The organism is Flavicella marina (assembly GCF_009193215.1).
In the GTDB taxonomy this organism is placed as follows: domain Bacteria; phylum Bacteroidota; class Bacteroidia; order Flavobacteriales; family Flavobacteriaceae; genus Flavicella; species Flavicella marina.
In genome coordinates, this window is the sequence record NZ_VYVA01000005.1 from 181,958 (window position 1) to 198,381 (window position 16,424).

Here is a 16,424-nt window from a genome sequence, read left to right on the forward strand (position 1 = left end):
ATGTTAAATTCCTAATACGTCTTTCATAGAAAAAACTCCTTTTTTTCCGATAATCCATTCTGCAGCAACGACCGCACCTAAAGCAAATCCTTGACGGTTGTGTGCAGTATGTTTGATGTCTATTCTATCTACAACTGAATCGTATGAAATAGAATGAGTACCAGGAACTTCAGGACTTCTAATAGCAGAAATTGGGATACTATTTTCTTCGGTAGCATTGTCCAATTCCCATTTTGTGTTTTGCGTGTTCTCGATTATTCCTTCTGCCAATGTGATTGCCGTTCCGCTTGGTTCATCAAGTTTTTGTTTGTGGTGAATTTCTTCCATTGTAACATTGTACTGGTCTAAATTTCCCATCATTTTTGCAAGCTGTTTGTTCAATTCAAAGAAAATATTGACTCCTAAACTATAATTAGATGAATAAATAAATGCCCCTTCTGTTTCAGAAGCTAATTGTTTCATTTCTTCAAATTGATCTAGCCACCCTGTAGTTCCTGAAACGATAGGTACATTGTTATTTAAACAATTGCTGATATTTGAAACGGCTGAGTTTGGAATACTAAAATCAATAGCAACATCAGCTATTGAGATGTCATATGCTGGACTATCTTTGTCGATTGTTAAAACTATTTCATGTCCTCGGTCAATAGCAATCTTTTCGATTGTTTGTCCCATTTTTCCGTATCCTAATAATGCTATTTTCATTTTAAAAATTATAATTAAAGGTAAGCCCAACGAAAGGTTTGTTATCGTTTGGATCACTAAATATTTGTGGGTCGAATGATATCTTATCATTGACATTAAATTGCAATAGATGCGCACTTACACTGGCATCTACGATTTGTAAAACATAAAAACCAATAAACAAAAGTAATGAAGTTTCTCGGTTTTGTTTTAATGTTTTTTGAGCACTTACAAGACCTTCTCTAGAAATCAATGTAGTTCCATCATCCAAGGTAAATTCATCTTGATAACCAGCTTCTCTTAACTTGTATGCGTTTCGATAGCGTTTGTACGAGTCATTGTTTATTGAAAAATAATACATGCTTGTAGCCATTGCTCCATAGACAAACGGTAGTTTCCAAGCTTGTTTGTTATATACTTGTCCCATACCAGGTAAGATAGCTGAGTAAAATGCAGCAGTAGCTGGACGTAAAGGATCATAACCTTCAGCCTTAATTACATCTTCGCTAGTAATTTGTGGAGTTGTATTCTGACCTTTTACAGAATAAAAACTAAGAACTACAAAAGTGATAAAAGTATATGTGAATTTTTTATGCACTTATTCAAGCAGTTTTTTGATTCTATTAAAATCTTCTTCAGAGTGAAAAGGAATAGAAATTTTACCTTTTCCTTTAGCATTAACTGATACCGATATTTTGTGTCCGAAAAACTCGCTAATAGTAGGGATTCCGTTTTTTACAAATGAAGGAGTAACACCAGAAGCTGTTTTTTTTGTTTTGGATGGTGCTTTTATTTCTTTTACCAATTCTTCGGTTTGTCGAACAGATAACTTGTCTTTTAGAATTTTTTCATAAACAAACAATTGATCATCAATAGCATCAATATTTATAAGAGCTCGTCCATGTCCCATTGAAATGAATCCATCTCTCATACCTGTTTGAATGATAGGATCTAGTTTTAGCAAACGCAGGTAATTTGTAACTGTCGATCTTTTTTTTCCAACTCTGGTACTTAACTCTTCTTGAGTCAATTTAATTTCATCAACCAATCTTTGGTAGGATAAAGCAACTTCAATAGGATCTAAGTTTTTTCGTTGGATATTTTCTACCAATGCCATTTCAAGCATTTCTTGATCGTTGGCAGTTCTTATATAGGCTGGTACGGTTTTATTTCCGATTAATTTAGAAGCACGAAAACGTCTTTCACCTGAAACCAATTGAAATGAGTTTTCATTGATTTTTCGCACCGTAATAGGTTGAATTACTCCAAGTTCTTTAATCGAATTTGCTAGTTCTGTAAGCGCTTCTTCATTGAAATAACTTCGCGGTTGAAACGGGTTGACCTCTATTTGATCAATACTCAATTCGATAATATTTCCTACTGATTTTTTAGATGTATCTTCAGTGGTACTTTCGTTTAATAGCGCAGATAATCCACGACCTAAAGCTTGTTTTTTGGTTGCTTTTGCCATTACGAGTTCTTTTTTAATACTTCATTTGCCAAACTAATATAGTTTTCAGCTCCTTTACTAGTAGCATCATATGCGATAATACTTTCACCATAACTAGGTGCTTCTCCTAAACGAGTATTTCTTTGAATTACAGTTTTAAAGACCATTTCGTTAAAATGCTTTCGAACTTCTTCAACCACTTGATTAGATAAACGCAAACGCGAATCAAACATGGTTAACAAAAGACCTTCAATATCTAAATCTGTATTGTGTATTTTTTGTACACTTTTTATCGTGTTCAACAGTTTTCCTAATCCTTCCAATGCAAAATACTCGCATTGAATTGGTATAATTACAGAATCGGCAGCTGTCAACGCATTCAATGTAATCAATCCAAGAGAAGGAGCACAGTCAATTAAAATATAATCATAAGCATCTTTTACTTGCTCTAATGATTTTTTTAACATGTATTCTCTATCTTCTTTATCAACTAATTCAATTTCAATGGCCACAAGATCAATGTGCGCCGGTATGATATCTACATTAGGAGATGTTGTTGATTGGATAGCTTCTTCAGCTGTAATTGTGTGTTCTAAAATTTGATAAGTTCCAGCGGAAATAGTTTCAATATCAATCCCTAATCCTGAAGATGCGTTTGCTTGAGGATCAGCATCTATCAAAAGGATTTTTTTTTCTAATACCCCAAGAGAGGCGGCAAGATTCACAGTGGTAGTTGTCTTACCTACTCCACCTTTTTGGTTTGCTATTGCAATAATTTTTCCCATTGAAATCTGTAATTATAAAAATCAAAAATACGATTAATTATGAGTTAATAAAAGGTAAGATGTTAACAAACTTGTAAACTTCTTTGGTATAAAAAAAACCGACTGATATCGTCGGTTTTTTATAATAATTGAAAGAATTATTCGTTTGTGAGTTCTTCCTTTTTCTTGTCGAATTCAGATTTTTCTTCTCTAGGCCAAACATTATTTGAGATGTCTACATCTGCTGTTTCTTGCTTAGGGTCAATGACAATGCTTTTGATTGCTTTGTTTGATGCAACAACTTTATTTACTTGTTTGTCGTTTTTTCTCCAAATTTGAGCAGGGTAGGTAATTGATTTTGTCGTATTGTCTTCGTAAGTATACTCAACAATAATCGGCATTACAAGTCCGCCTGGTTTTTCAAATGTTATTTCGTAAAAGTATCCTGGAATTTCGGCATCTGCTGTATTTTGATAATTGGCATCAATGTAGTTTTTCAAAATTTTAATATCTAATGCAGTTTGTGGTTCGCCTTCTGTTTCTGGATCTGTAGATAAATAGATACTTGGACGAATTTGTTCAGCAGTGATACCATATTTTTTAGCCAATTCGATAACGTCTTGCGTAGGTTTGTTTGTTACGCGATATTGATTGACGCTTTTAATTCCGATATCTGTGAAATCTGTGGTATAGAACCAACCTCTCCAAAACCAGTCTAAGTCAAAAGCAGAAGCGTCTTCCATAGTTCTAAAAAAATCTTCGGGAGTTGGGTGTTTGAACATCCATCTTTGTGCATAAGTTTTGAAAGCATAATCGAACAATTCATGTCCCATGATTGTTTCTCTTAACATGTATAAACCGGCAGCTGGCTTAGTGTATGCATTGGGTCCGAACTGATGAGTATTATCTCCTTGAGTCATGATTGGAGCAATGTTGCTTTGATCACCATCCATGTATGGTATGATGTCTTTTGGTAAATTTCCTGTATCAAAATTAGGATCAAACGTGAGTTCAGTTAAAGTTTCGACGAATGAGTTCAAACCTTCATCCATCCAAGTCCATTGGCGTTCGTCAGAATTTACAATCATTGGGAAAAAATTATGTCCAACTTCATGAGTGATAACTCCAATCATTGCATCCCTAGTTCTATCATCATAACTACCATCAGGTCTAGGTCTACCATAATTCCAGCAGATTTGAGGATATTCCATTCCTTGGTTTTTAGAATGTACAGAAATTGCTTTGTGGTAAGGGTAATCAAAAGTATAAGAAGAGTATTCTTTCAAAGTGTGGGCAACAACTTTTGTTGAGTATTCTTCCCATAACGGATTTCCTTCTTTTGGATATAATGAATAGGCCATTACGGTTTTTCCATTGATGTCAACAGCCATACCATCCCAAATAAATTTTCTTGACGATGCAAATGCAAAATCTCGAACGTTTTTCGCATCAAAAGACCAAGTTTTGGTTTCTTTGCTTTTGTTTTTTTCAGCTTCAATAGCTTCTTCTTGAGAAACTATTATAACAGGCTTGTCGAACGAATTTTTTGCTTTTTCTAATCGTTCTAACTGTGTTGGTGTTAATACTTTTTTAGGGTTTGTCAATACGCCTGTAGCATTTAAAATATGATCTTTTGGAGTTGTGATGTTTACTTTGAAATCACCAAATTCAAGAGCAAATTCACTTCTTCCCCAAAATTGCATGTTTTGCCATCCTTCAACATTGTTATAAACAGCTAGTCTTGGGTAAAATTGAGCAATTACGTAAAGATTATTACCATCTGCTTTGAAGTGTTCGTAACCAGATCGATCTCTATGAGGAACATGGTCGTTGATGTTGTACCACCATTTGATTTGAAAATTGAACTTTTTTCCAGAAGCCAAAGGTTTTGGCAATTCAATACGCATCATGGTTTGATTGATCATGTACGATAGATCATTTCCCTTTGCATCTTTTACATGAACAATATTAAAACCTCCATCGAATGGTTTGTCGATAAAATCTGCAGCAAATTTTTCGGGAGTGTAAAGAACTTCTGGTCCACCTCCTTCAATAAGTGGTGATTTAGAGTCTTTTGCTCGTTTGTTTTGGTCTAATTGTACCCAAAGATATTGTAACTCGTCCTTAGAATTGTTGTAGTATACAATGGATTCATCTCCGCTTAATTTTTGGTTTTCGTCATCCAAAATAATATCCATTTCATAATCTACTTGTTGCTGTGTGTAATTTACACCTGGAGCACCCGATGCTGTGTGTTGACTATTTGGAGTCGCAAATTCATCTTTTAATTGTTTGAATTTGTTGTTGTTTGTATGCCCCGTTTTTGTCTGTGTTTCTTGTGCCGTTAAAGCAAGAGAAAAGAATACAGCAATTAATGTAGAAGTTCTAAAGATTTTTTTCATAATCGTATTTTTGAGAAAGAACAAATGTATAAATATTTGCTCAATGTTGATACTCTGTGCGCACTGTTGACTCATATCTATCTAAAATATAAGTCTTATGTTTTTCGTGAATATTTAATTTGATAATGTTTTCTTGATCTGGAAAGGAACGGCACAAAACACTATTGTCGATTTTAATATTTTGGATCGAAGCAATATTTGTAGCTTCTAAATAAAATATCGCAATGTCTTCTTTATATTCTTTGCCGATATAGCTATAGTTAATTTTCGAGTCGTTTACAGCTACTTCGAAATGTTTTTTTAGGTACTCATAGTATATGCTATCTGCATTTTTCGGTTCTCTGTCAGTAGCGAGTTCAATGCGACTATTGTTAATTGTATTTATTTCTAATTGTAAGTCATCGACAAAAATACGAAGTACCATTTGCAATGCCTTTTGCTTTTTTACATATTCTATATGAGAAATACTCATGTAATATTTATGTACATTAAATGAGCAGAATAGCAATACAATACCGATAGCAAACAGGGTGGTTCTTTTCATATATGACTATAAAAAGTAAAGATGGTTATTTCTGTAAAAAAATAATAGTTAATTTTGATTTTTTTCGAAAAAACTAAACATATGTATAATTATGAAAAATCTTATTTTAGCTAGTTCTTCAACGATACATGGTAGTGGGTATTTGGAATATCTTCAGCCACAGCTCAAAACCTTGTTTGAAGGAGTCTCTGAAATTTTATTTATTCCCTATGCGAGACCTTCCGGGATCTCATATGATGCATATACCAAGGTCGCTTCAAAAGGATTGTCTAATTTAGGAGTCAAGGTAAAAGGAATTCATCAATGTATAGATCCTAAAAAAGGTTTGAATGCTGCTCAAGCAGTTTTTGTTGGAGGGGGCAATACTTTTGTTTTGGTAGATACGCTACAGAAACTAGGTCTTATGTCTGTTTTGAAGAAAAAAATAGCAGCTGGAATGCCTTATTTAGGAACAAGTGCTGGAAGTAATATTTGCGGAGTCTCTATGCAAACAACGAATGATATGCCTATTGTACAACCGGAAAGCTTTTCGACATTAGGAGTAATCCCATTTAATTTAAATGCACATTTTATAGTAGCAGATAAAAACTCTACACACAAAGGAGAAACGAGAGAAACAAGAATCAAAGAGTTTCATGTATTCAATACGGTACCGGTTATCGGTTTGCAAGAGGGAAGTTGGTTGCAAATTTCTGGCAACCAGGTGAAGTTAGAAGGTACGTTAAATGCATTTCTCTTTGAGCAAAAGAGAGAGTTACAAATATGTAAACCTAATTATATATTTAAAAAAAAGAGCTTGTAAATTTACAAGCTCTTTTTTTGAATTGTGTTTTAATAAGGAATTCTATCCGTGATTTTTAATCCATATCCAGTCATACCGACACGTTTTTTTGTCGTGGAAGAATTAGAAATCAATTTGATATTATATATATCTAAATCATGTAAAATTTGAGCTCCTATACCAAAATCTTTGTCATCCATTCCTTGTGAATAGTTCACTGGTTTTTCAACGTTTGATTGGTTTTTTAAGGCCTGTAATCTTTGCAATAAATTAAAAGACTGCACTTCTTGGTTGATAAAGACAACGGCACCTTTACCTTCTTTTTCTATAAGGCCGAAAATACTTTGTAATTTGTCGTCGATATTATTTTGTAAAGTTCCTAAAATATCGTTTCCGAAAGAATTAGGTGTGACTTTTACCAAAACTTCATCTGTTTTTTTCCAGCTACCCTTAGTAATTGCAATGTGTATTTGATCGTTTGTGGTTTGGTTGTAGGCTCTTAATCTAAAATCTCCGAAACGCGTAGCAATATCAAAATCTTCAACTTTTTTTATCAAAGAATCATGTTGCATTCTGTACGAAACTAAATCTTCGATAGAGATTAGTTTTAAATCAAACTCTTTGGCTACCTTTTTCAATTCAGGCAAACGAGCCATAGTTCCATCTTCATTCAGAATTTCAACTAAAATTCCAGAAGGGTCTAATCCCGCCAATCTAGCTAAATCAACAGCAGCTTCAGTATGACCAGTTCTTCTTAATACACCCCCTTTTTTTGCTTTTAAAGGAAAAATATGTCCAGGTCTACCTAAATCGATTGGGCGTGTGTTTTTATCAGTCAATGCAAAAATAGTTTTAGATCTATCTTGCGTTGAGATTCCTGTTGTACAGCCATTTCCAATCAAATCAACAGATACTGTAAATTGTGTGTTATGCAATACAGTATTGTCGTCTACCATCATGTTTAGTCCTAGTTCTTCGCAACGTTCTTCAATCAAAGGCGCACAGATTAATCCTCTACCGTGCTTCGCCATAAAATTGATCATTTCTGGTGTTACTTTCTCGGCAGCTGCAATGAAATCACCTTCATTTTCTCTGTCTTCATCATCAACCACAATTACCACTTTTCCAGCACGGATATCGGCAATCGCTTCTTGAATGGTATTTAATTTCATTTCTTCTGTTTTAGTATTGTTTTGTGTCATTACCTTTTCGGTTCTTTTTGTTTTTTTAGACGCTTAAAGATAGGTTTGATTTTTTTCAAAATTCCATCAAAGTTAAACGCTGCTGTACCTTTGCTCGCTCTTTTTGTCAAATAAATTCCAAAAGGGAAAATAATCAATGTGGATAGCCAACCACCCAATGTTGAGGATATTGAACTTTCTTCTGCGATATTTTTACCCAATGAATTGATAAAGAAATAGACCACAAAAATAAGAATCGCCATTACCATGGGCAAACCAAATCCTCCTTTTCTTATCAAAGACCCTAATGGAGCTCCAATAAAAAATAACAATATACATGAAAGTGAAAAGGCAAATCGATAATGGAATTCAAAATCAAAAAGATTTAAAATTTTACGTTTCGTCTTATAACTTTCTTTAAATACTTGTATGCTTCTTAATGGTTTTTTTAGGTTGTTTGAAGCATTTTGAATAATTGATATTTTACCATTTAATTTGAAATTTTCTAAAATTTCTTGACTTAATTTTTCATTAGATAACGTATCGTGTCTCTTGTAAAGTTTTTCTCCATAATTTCGAACGTAAAAAGAAGAAGCTTTGGCATTGATATAGGTATCGTATGACATTTTTAAACTATCAGATTGTGAGTAAAGTTGTCTGACATTTAACATCATATAATGTTTTTTGTATTTCTCAAGATCTAAATCATTACTGCTCAACGAAGAAATATCAATGTTTACTTTGTAGTTGTCAAATTTAGCTGAAGAAGCGGGCATTTTATCCCTTTCGTTTTTTCTTTTTTTACTTTGTGAGTGGTCTTCAAAATAATAACCATCTGTAAGGTTTAATGTCATGTATTTACTACCAGATTCTGTAGTGATTTCTCCTTTTTTCGCAGTGATACATACATCGTTTTTCTTGCCTCCTTTTAAATCGTAAATACGAACATTTTTTAGCAGGTTTTCTTCGGGGCCATATTTTTTTTCAAAATAAATACTGTAGCCTGGGATTTCAGTATTGAAACTACCTTCGAGAAGGGCAAGTGCTGGTTTTTGTTTCCTCATATTAAAGAGGAGGTTTCTCTGTTTTAAAGATGCATATGGATAAATATTATTTAAAAACAGAAAGTTAATCGCACTGATAAATAACGTAAGAATTACAATTGGTTTGATAACTCTTCGTAAAGGAATCCCAGCAGATTTTATAGCTGCCATTTCGTAATTTTCCGAAAGGTTTCCCATGGCCATAATTGATGATAATAATACACCAATGGGCAGGGCAGTAGGAGTAACGTTCAAGCAGGTATACCATAAAAATTTCATGATATAGATAAAGTCAATTCCTTTCCCTGCAATTTCATCAAAAGCATACCATAAAAATTGCATCACCAATACAAACATTACAATAAAGAATGTTGCAAAAAAAGGTTTTAAAAAACTTTTTATAATGTATTGATCAAGAATTCTCAAAGGAAAGTACCTGTATTATTTGTTGATAGTGTAGTTTAGTGCTTTGTATTTTGACTCGTCAAAAATAAACAGATTTTCTGAGATATCTTGATTTGCTTTGAATTCTTCGATACTAAATGTTGTTTCTGTACTATTGTTGCCAACTTCTTTGATGCTATCTATGATATTGGTATTGGTATTGATTCCGATTACAAAGTAAGATGCTTCAGAGTTACTGTCAATTGGGATTAATTTTATGAATTGAATTGAGTTTCCTTTCACGTTTTTTTTCTCTGCCAATTCGTAGGTAAAACCTTCTTTGTAAAAGAATAAAAGTTTTGTAGGATTTAGCATTTCTTCATCTGAATTACCATCTACAACGTTTATCTCTTCATCTTCAGTAAGAATAATATAGGTGTTTTGCGCATCGTAGAGAAAAATATTATCCATAAAGCTTAAGTTGTACTTATCTCCTTGAGTATATACCGAACCAGACGCTTGCTGTTCCATGTCAACTTCTTTATTGACCAGGGTATAGTTGAATTTAATGTACATGTTTTTAAAACTTGACATTTTTTCAGAAACTCTATTTAATAGCGTTTCTGCTTTGTTTTGTTGCGCATGAATTGATGCAATAGATGCTATAAAAAGTACGATTATGAGAGTCGTTTTTTTCATGTTAGTTTTGCTTGTGTTTAGGTGTATTTATTTTTCGTTGGCCAATAACTCATCAAGAGCTTGTAAATCGGGTACAGTTACTTGTCGGGCTTTACTTCCTTCAAAAGGACCTACTATTCCGGCTGCTTCGAGTTGGTCAATCAATCTCCCTGCTCTGTTATAACCAAGTTTAAGTTTTCTTTGTAATAAAGATGCCGAACCTTGTTGGGCAATCACAATTAATTTTGCTGCTTCTTCAAATAATTTGTCTCGATCTTCAATAGCTATATCAACTCCTGTGCCACCTTCTTCACCGATGTATTCAGGTAGCATGTGCGCTTCTGGATATGCACGTTGTGACCCAATAAAATCTGTGATTTTTTCAACTTCGGGAGTATCGACAAAAGCACATTGAATACGGATACTTTCATTTCCACCAGTGTAAAGCATATCTCCACGTCCGATCAATTGATTTGCACCAGATGCATCAAGGATGGTTTTCGAATCAATAGCAGACATCACTCTAAAAGCTATTCTAGCAGGGAAGTTGGCTTTGATCATACCTGTAATAACGTTAACAGAAGGTCTTTGTGTTGCAACAATTAAATGTATTCCTATGGCACGAGCCAATTGTGCCAAACGTGCAATAGGGGTTTCCACCTCTTTACCTGCTGTCATGATTAAATCTGCAAATTCATCGATAACCAATACAATATATGGCAGGTATTTGTGACCATTTTCTGGGTTTAATTTTCGAGCTTTAAATTTTGCATTGTATTCTTTAATGTTTCGAACCATTGCTGTTTTCAATAGATCATAACGTTCGTCCATTTCAATACAAAGAGAATTCACAGTATTCACAACTTTGGTAGTGTCTGTGATGATGGCTTCAGCTTCATCAGGAAGTTTAGCCAGGTAATGACGTTCTATTTTATTAAATAAAGTAAGTTCAACTTTTTTAGGGTCTACCAATACAAATTTTACTTCAGCTGGATGTTTTTTGTAAAGTAACGAGGTTAAAATACAATTCAATCCAACAGATTTTCCTTGACCTGTAGCACCAGCCATTAATAGATGTGGTGTTTTTGCCAAATCAATCACAACTGTTTCATTAGAAATATTTTTACCAAGTGCTATTGGCAATTCCATTTTTGATTCTTGAAATTTGGTAGAGGCAATTACCGAGCGCATTGATACGATTGATGCTTTGCTGTTTGGTACCTCGATACCAATAGTACCTTTACCTGGAATAGGAGCGATGATACGAATACCCAAAGCAGATAATGACAACGCAATATCATCTTCTAAGTTTTTAATTTTAGAAATACGAATTCCTGCTTCTGGCACAATTTCATATAGTGTAACTGTAGGACCTACTGTAGCTTTGATTTCCGCAATACCAATCTTGTAGTTTTTTAAGGTGTCTACAATGCGATTTTTGTTTTGTTCGAGTTCTTCTGCATCTACAGCGATACTTTCGTTGTAGTCTTTTAATAAGTTTAATGTTGGGAATTTGAAATTACCTAATTCCAACTTAGGGTCGAATTCACCAAATTTTTCAACCAAATTATTTGCCAAGTTTTCTTCTACTTTTTCTTCATCAGTAGTTTTTTCTATAGCAATAGAGACATCAGGTTGTTCGTCGATAATTTTTTCTTCGGGTTCTGAAGTGACTTTTAGCGGAACATCTGCAGTTTCTTCTTTATCGATTGAAGAATGATTTTTTATTGTAGGTTGTAGGTTTTCTATAGAGAGTTCAAATTCAGATTTTTTAGGTGTGTCTGAGTCTTTAGATGTATCTTCAACTGTTTCTTTCTCTATAACCTCAGGTTCGATTTCTTTTTTTGTTTCTTCAGTAACGGTAGTTACTTCTTTCTCGAGTTGTGTTTCTTTAGATAAATCTTCAAGAATAACTTCTTTTTCAGGGAACCAACTTTTAATTCTTTCAGGAGTAATTTTAAAACGGATTACTGCGTAAGTACTATAGCCAAAAATTAAAATAATTGCTAGTCCTGTGTTTCCTGTGTAGGTTGTTAGGTATTCGTTTAGTTCTGTACCAATAGTTCCAGCAACTAAGCTGTATTTTTTATCTAAAAATGCGAAAGAGGTAGCTACCCAAATCATACCTAATATTCCCCAGTTTAAAGATTTAAATATTTTTTTGATTGGAATTTTTAATAAAATATAAGCACCAGCAAACATTATTATTATAGGAATGATGAGTGACGCTACTCCAAATCCTCTATAGATAAAAAAATGACTGATACTAGCCCCAATTTTTCCTAAAAGGTTTTTCGAGACAATAGTTTTGTCTGAAAATTCATTTAGCAAGCTTTGATCATCTTGCCAAGTAAAAAAGAAAGAAAAGAATGAGATTAATAAAAATAATCCAAACAAAAATGTAAAAACACCTGTAACTGTTTGAAACTGTCTGTTTTGCAGTAGCTCTTTAGTCTTTACGAAACGTTCTTTTTTATCGTTTGTATCTTTTTCTTTTTTAGATTTTTTCATTCAAAAAAATATAGGTTTTTAAAAGAATAAATATAGTTTTTTTAATTGTGTTACGCGACTAGTTTAGGAATGTAAATTAGCAAGCCTTCAACAATTGCAATGATGGCAGCAAATGCTACTGCACCGGCGGCGACATCTTTAATAACACCAATTTTTTCGTGAAAATCAGGATGTACAAAATTAGCTATTTTTTCAATAGCCGTATTCAGTGATTCTGCGACCAATACGATTCCGATACATAAAATTTGTATCATCCACTCTTGGTGAGTAATATTAAAAACAAAACCACAGATTGTCATCAATATACTGATGGCAATCTGTGTTTTGATACTTTTTTCAGACTTTAGTAACAACCAAAGGCCTTTAAAAGCGAAAGAAATACTTTTTATTCTGTTTAGAACAAAAGAATCTTTTTCTTTTTTCATTATGATAAAGCGTTGATTGCTGCTTCGTAGTTTGGTTCGTCAACAGTTTCAGGTACCTGTTCTGTATAGACAACGTTACCGTTTTCGTCAATAACAACAATTGAACGAGAACACAAACCTTCCAAAGGACCATTTGTAATTTGCAATCCGTAGTCTGCAGCAAAGTTTCCAGAAATATCAGAAGCACTGATTACATTTTCAATTCCTTCAGCACCACAAAAACGAGCATGTGCAAAAGGTAGATCTCTTGAAACACAGATAACTTTTGTGTTTTTTAAGTCACTTGCCGTTTTGTTAAAAGTTCTAACAGAAGTCGCACAAGTTCCGGTATCAACACTAGGGAAGATATTTAAAATAATTTTACTACCAGAAAAATCCGCTAATGAAATAGTGTTTAAATCTACTGTTCTAAGTGAAAAATTTGGAGCAGCGTTTCCAGTTGATGGTAATTCTCCGTTTGTTTGAAAAGGATTTCCTTTTAGTGTTATTGTAGCCATTTTATTAATGTGTTTATGTTTGAATTCAAAAGTACGTTAAAAAGAAAAACTCTCGAAATGAATCGAGAGTTTTATTGATAATTTAACTTGTCAATGCAATAGATACACAGACAATAAAAATTTTAGTTTTCAGCTAAGTAACTTGCTACACCTTCATGAGTTGTAGTCAATCCTTTTTTATCTGAATTCCAGTTTGCTGGACAAGCCTCACCGTGCTCTTCGTTGAATTGTAATGCGTCTACCATTCTGATAGCTTCGTCTACATTTCTTCCTAATGGTAAGTCATTTACGATTTGGTGACGAACAACCCCGTCTTTGTCAATTAAAAACAAACCTCTGTAAGCGATTAATTCACCTTGTGCTTGTAATTGATCGTTGTCATCGTAAAAATAATCTCCAGCCAAAACGTCATAGTTTTTTGAGATTGTTTTGTTTGTATCTGCGATAATTGGATATGTTACTCCTTGAATTCCTCCTTCTGATTTAGGTACTTGTAACCATCCCCAGTGAGATTGTTCTGTATCTGTAGATGCAGCAATTACTTGAACATTTCTTTTTTCAAATTCAGCTAATTTTTCTTGAAAAGCATGCAATTCTGTTGGACATACAAATGTAAAATCTTTCGGGTAAAAGAATAACAACACATACTTGTTACCTTGAAATTGTTCTAAAGAAAAGTTTTCAACGAACTCACCTCCGTTAACAACTGCTTGTACACTAAATTCAGGAGCTTTTTTTCCTACTAATACTGCCATAATATATAAGTTTTATTTGATTTTAATTTTCGAATACAAATATAGAAGATTATGAAGTTTAACCTTTGTGTATATCGATTTTAATAATTGATTTTCGGATAGATTTTTTTTATACAAAGACTTTAAAGCAAAAAAAAGCCTGCTATATTAGCAGGCTTCTATATTGAGTATTATTTTTCTATAGTTCTAATACGCTGTTTTCTGCATTTGCGTATTCATTCCAAGCGAAAGCATCTGCTTTTTCTTCGTTTACGTATGCACCATCTATTAAATATTTGAATTCATAAGAATTTCCAACTTCAAATGGAAGTACAGCTTTGAATGTTCCGTTTTTTAATTTTTTCAAAGGAGCAGCTGCGGCATCCCATTCGTTAAAATCTCCTACTACAGATACTTTTTCTGATTCTTTTGCTGGTACTTCAAAAGTAACTTTACACACTGGTTTACTTTTTAAATATTGTTTTTTAATAGCCATAATTTATTGTTTTATTAATAGGGCAAATTTACGGATTATGAGAGGGTTAAAAAAATATTTGAACCCTGAAAAAGAAGAAATAACATTTTGATAATTATTTAATTACATTAATAGAAACTTTATGATATAGTTTGAAAATTTCATTAAAATCGCAACGCATTAATTCTCTTGTTATCAATGTTATAATGGAATATGTTTGTTTTCCTTAAAAGATGGTTGTAAACGTATTTTTTTTTATGATAAATAACAGTTTTGCATTGTGAATCAGTAGTTTATGTGAAATAAAAAAATATGGTAATCGTTTCTAAATTACAATTGTATTTTACTAAAATTGAATGTGAACCCAAAACTTAATAGTGTTGAGTTAAGGTTGCCATAAGGAGCAATTATTTTTCCAAATCCACTGGTGATATGTAGTTTATGATTCAATGAGTAATTCAGTCCTATTTTAGGTTTGATAGCGAGTCCTGCTCCAGTATCTATTTTAGCACCTCCGCTTGCGCCTCCCAAAAATTCTGCGATAAACTCAAGTTTTTTATAAAAAAACATTGGTGAATTATATCCTATTCCAACCATACCATCGGCATATCCTCCAGCTTCTCCTTCATAAGCAAATGTCGCTTGCCCGGTTAGGTAAAAGTGGTTTGAGATATCAGAGTTTAGTTGTGCTGTGATCAATTGTAAATCATAGGGTTTTGTTTCTGTGCTGGCCGCTTGGAAATAGGTTTGGTTTTGAATACCCAATCGAATACCTTTTGTTTTAGCTATGTATGTTTCTTTTTCAGGATGATAACTACCATTGTCGAATGTTCTGTATTTGAATCCGAATCCAGCGGTATAGGCTTCAAAATTTCCAAACGGAGCCATAATGTATCCTCCGTGTAGTGCAATTGCTAAATTTTCGTATATTTTTTGTTCTAATCCAACGCTTGGATATATTGTAAAACCACCTTCACGTTCAACACGTCCACCAGAGGCACCAGCACCAAATTTAGCAAATAACTTAAAAGTACTTGTTTGTATGGGTTCGTAACCAACCCCCATAAATAAGTCCATAAAACCTGATTCTAATCCTTTGTAGATTGCATCTAGATGTATATAACCAAAGGTCTTTCTATTTATGTAATGGTCGTATTCAAAACCGATAAGGTGTAATGTGTTTTCAATTGGGTTGTAATATTGGTCTTTCGTATTTCCAGTAGTGTAAAATTGATCGAAACGAAGCGTAAGCGCATTTTTACTAGCTTTTCGATTCCAGAAATAGGGAGTATCGTTGCTGATAGTATAGTGTTGATTTGCTTCTGAGTAATCTGTAAATAAAAATGAAGTCGGGATGCTTACGAAACCAGATACATTGCCGCTTTCGATATATCCATTGTAAAAATTAAAATAACTGTATTGAGCTCCAAAAGCAATCTTTTTTGTCCTGTATTTTAAACCAATGTTATAATTAATGAAAGCCCCATCTTTCACTAGGTAGCGATAGCCACCACCACCGCCAAAGTGAAAATCTGTGTCGAAATAGAAGTTTTTATAGAGTTTTTGTTGGAATCCAAGTTCAACACCGAGTGTAAATAACCCTCCTTGGTCTCCTTCAACAGCAGCAAACATTCCGATACCTCCATAAAAGTTTTTGTTAAAGGGGAAATCGTAATGCACTCCGATAACTCCCATTGGGATTTCTTCAATTCCAAGTGGGCTTTTTTGAATGTCAACCGGAATATAGTTTAGTTTGATTGTATTCTCAAGTTCATAACCTTTTAAATCCTTTAAGTATAGCGGGTTGTTTTGCGCTGAAGATATAAAGGAGAGTGTTATTGCTATTATGAAGAAAACAATTTTTTTCAAAC

Annotated in this window: 16 protein-coding genes; 1 reads left to right on the top strand and 15 read right to left on the bottom strand. The window is 33.4% G+C overall.

Going from position 1 to position 16,424, the window contains the following annotated elements:
* Positions 1-3: 3 nt before the first annotated feature.
* From dapB to F6P99_RS11565, 6 genes are all read right to left on the bottom strand, one after another.
* Positions 4-705 (bottom strand): 4-hydroxy-tetrahydrodipicolinate reductase, encoded by a 702-nt coding sequence (gene dapB, locus F6P99_RS11540; protein ID WP_152287640.1) that lies wholly within the window; start codon positions 703-705, stop codon positions 4-6.
* A gap of 1 nt (position 706) precedes the next feature.
* Positions 707-1,282 (bottom strand): DUF5683 domain-containing protein, encoded by a 576-nt coding sequence (locus F6P99_RS11545; RefSeq protein WP_152287641.1) that lies wholly within the window; start codon positions 1,280-1,282, stop codon positions 707-709.
* Positions 1,283-2,155 (bottom strand): ParB/RepB/Spo0J family partition protein, encoded by an 873-nt coding sequence (locus F6P99_RS11550; RefSeq protein ID WP_152287642.1) that lies wholly within the window; start codon positions 2,153-2,155, stop codon positions 1,283-1,285. It lies immediately after the preceding gene.
* Positions 2,155-2,919, bottom strand: coding sequence for a ParA family protein (locus F6P99_RS11555; RefSeq protein ID WP_152287643.1), 765 nt, complete (start codon positions 2,917-2,919; stop codon positions 2,155-2,157). The genes F6P99_RS11550 and F6P99_RS11555 overlap by 1 nt, the downstream gene beginning before the upstream one ends.
* A 137-nt stretch (positions 2,920-3,056) precedes the next feature.
* Positions 3,057-5,300 carry a M1 family metallopeptidase gene (locus F6P99_RS11560; protein WP_152287644.1) on the bottom strand — a complete coding sequence of 748 codons (2,244 nt, stop codon included), beginning with the start codon at positions 5,298-5,300 and terminating at the stop codon, positions 3,057-3,059.
* A gap of 40 nt (positions 5,301-5,340) precedes the next feature.
* On the bottom strand, positions 5,341-5,844 hold the full coding sequence (locus tag F6P99_RS11565) for a DUF6702 family protein (protein WP_152287645.1): 504 nt from the start codon (positions 5,842-5,844) through the stop codon (positions 5,341-5,343).
* 91 nt (positions 5,845-5,935) lie between these two features.
* On the opposite strand from F6P99_RS11565, the gene pepE reads away from it, so the two are divergent.
* Positions 5,936-6,646 (top strand): dipeptidase PepE, encoded by a 711-nt coding sequence (gene pepE, locus F6P99_RS11570; protein WP_152287646.1) that lies wholly within the window; start codon positions 5,936-5,938, stop codon positions 6,644-6,646.
* 29 nt (positions 6,647-6,675) lie between these two features.
* Here pepE and ribB read toward each other — a convergent pair whose 3' ends face one another.
* The 9 genes from ribB to F6P99_RS11615 form a co-directional block, all read right to left on the bottom strand.
* Positions 6,676-7,827 carry a 3,4-dihydroxy-2-butanone-4-phosphate synthase gene (gene ribB, locus F6P99_RS11575; RefSeq protein ID WP_152287647.1) on the bottom strand — a complete coding sequence of 384 codons (1,152 nt, stop codon included), beginning with the start codon at positions 7,825-7,827 and terminating at the stop codon, positions 6,676-6,678.
* Entirely contained in the window at positions 7,827-9,275 is a 1,449-nt protein-coding gene (locus F6P99_RS11580) for an LptF/LptG family permease (RefSeq protein ID WP_152287648.1), read from the bottom strand. The genes ribB and F6P99_RS11580 overlap by 1 nt, the downstream gene beginning before the upstream one ends.
* A gap of 15 nt (positions 9,276-9,290) precedes the next feature.
* On the bottom strand, positions 9,291-9,932 hold the full coding sequence (locus F6P99_RS11585) for a LolA family protein (protein WP_152287649.1): 642 nt from the start codon (positions 9,930-9,932) through the stop codon (positions 9,291-9,293).
* Between the two features lie 27 nt (positions 9,933-9,959).
* Positions 9,960-12,422: an FtsK/SpoIIIE family DNA translocase gene (locus F6P99_RS11590; RefSeq protein ID WP_152287650.1), complete on the bottom strand. Its 2,463-nt coding sequence runs from the start codon at positions 12,420-12,422 to the stop codon at positions 9,960-9,962.
* 50 nt (positions 12,423-12,472) lie between these two features.
* Positions 12,473-12,847: a diacylglycerol kinase family protein gene (locus F6P99_RS11595; RefSeq protein ID WP_152287651.1), complete on the bottom strand. Its 375-nt coding sequence runs from the start codon at positions 12,845-12,847 to the stop codon at positions 12,473-12,475.
* Entirely contained in the window at positions 12,847-13,344 is a 498-nt protein-coding gene (tpx, locus tag F6P99_RS11600) for a thiol peroxidase (RefSeq protein ID WP_152287652.1), read from the bottom strand. The genes F6P99_RS11595 and tpx overlap by 1 nt, the downstream gene beginning before the upstream one ends.
* A gap of 122 nt (positions 13,345-13,466) precedes the next feature.
* Positions 13,467-14,099, bottom strand: a complete 633-nt coding sequence (locus F6P99_RS11605) for a peroxiredoxin (RefSeq protein ID WP_152287653.1) — start codon at positions 14,097-14,099, stop codon at positions 13,467-13,469.
* A gap of 178 nt (positions 14,100-14,277) precedes the next feature.
* Positions 14,278-14,574, bottom strand: coding sequence for an isoamylase early set domain-containing protein (locus F6P99_RS11610; protein ID WP_152287654.1), 297 nt, complete (start codon positions 14,572-14,574; stop codon positions 14,278-14,280).
* Between the two features lie 309 nt (positions 14,575-14,883).
* Positions 14,884-16,422 carry a hypothetical protein gene (locus F6P99_RS11615; RefSeq protein WP_152287655.1) on the bottom strand — a complete coding sequence of 513 codons (1,539 nt, stop codon included), beginning with the start codon at positions 16,420-16,422 and terminating at the stop codon, positions 14,884-14,886.
* Positions 16,423-16,424: the final 2 nt, after the last annotated feature.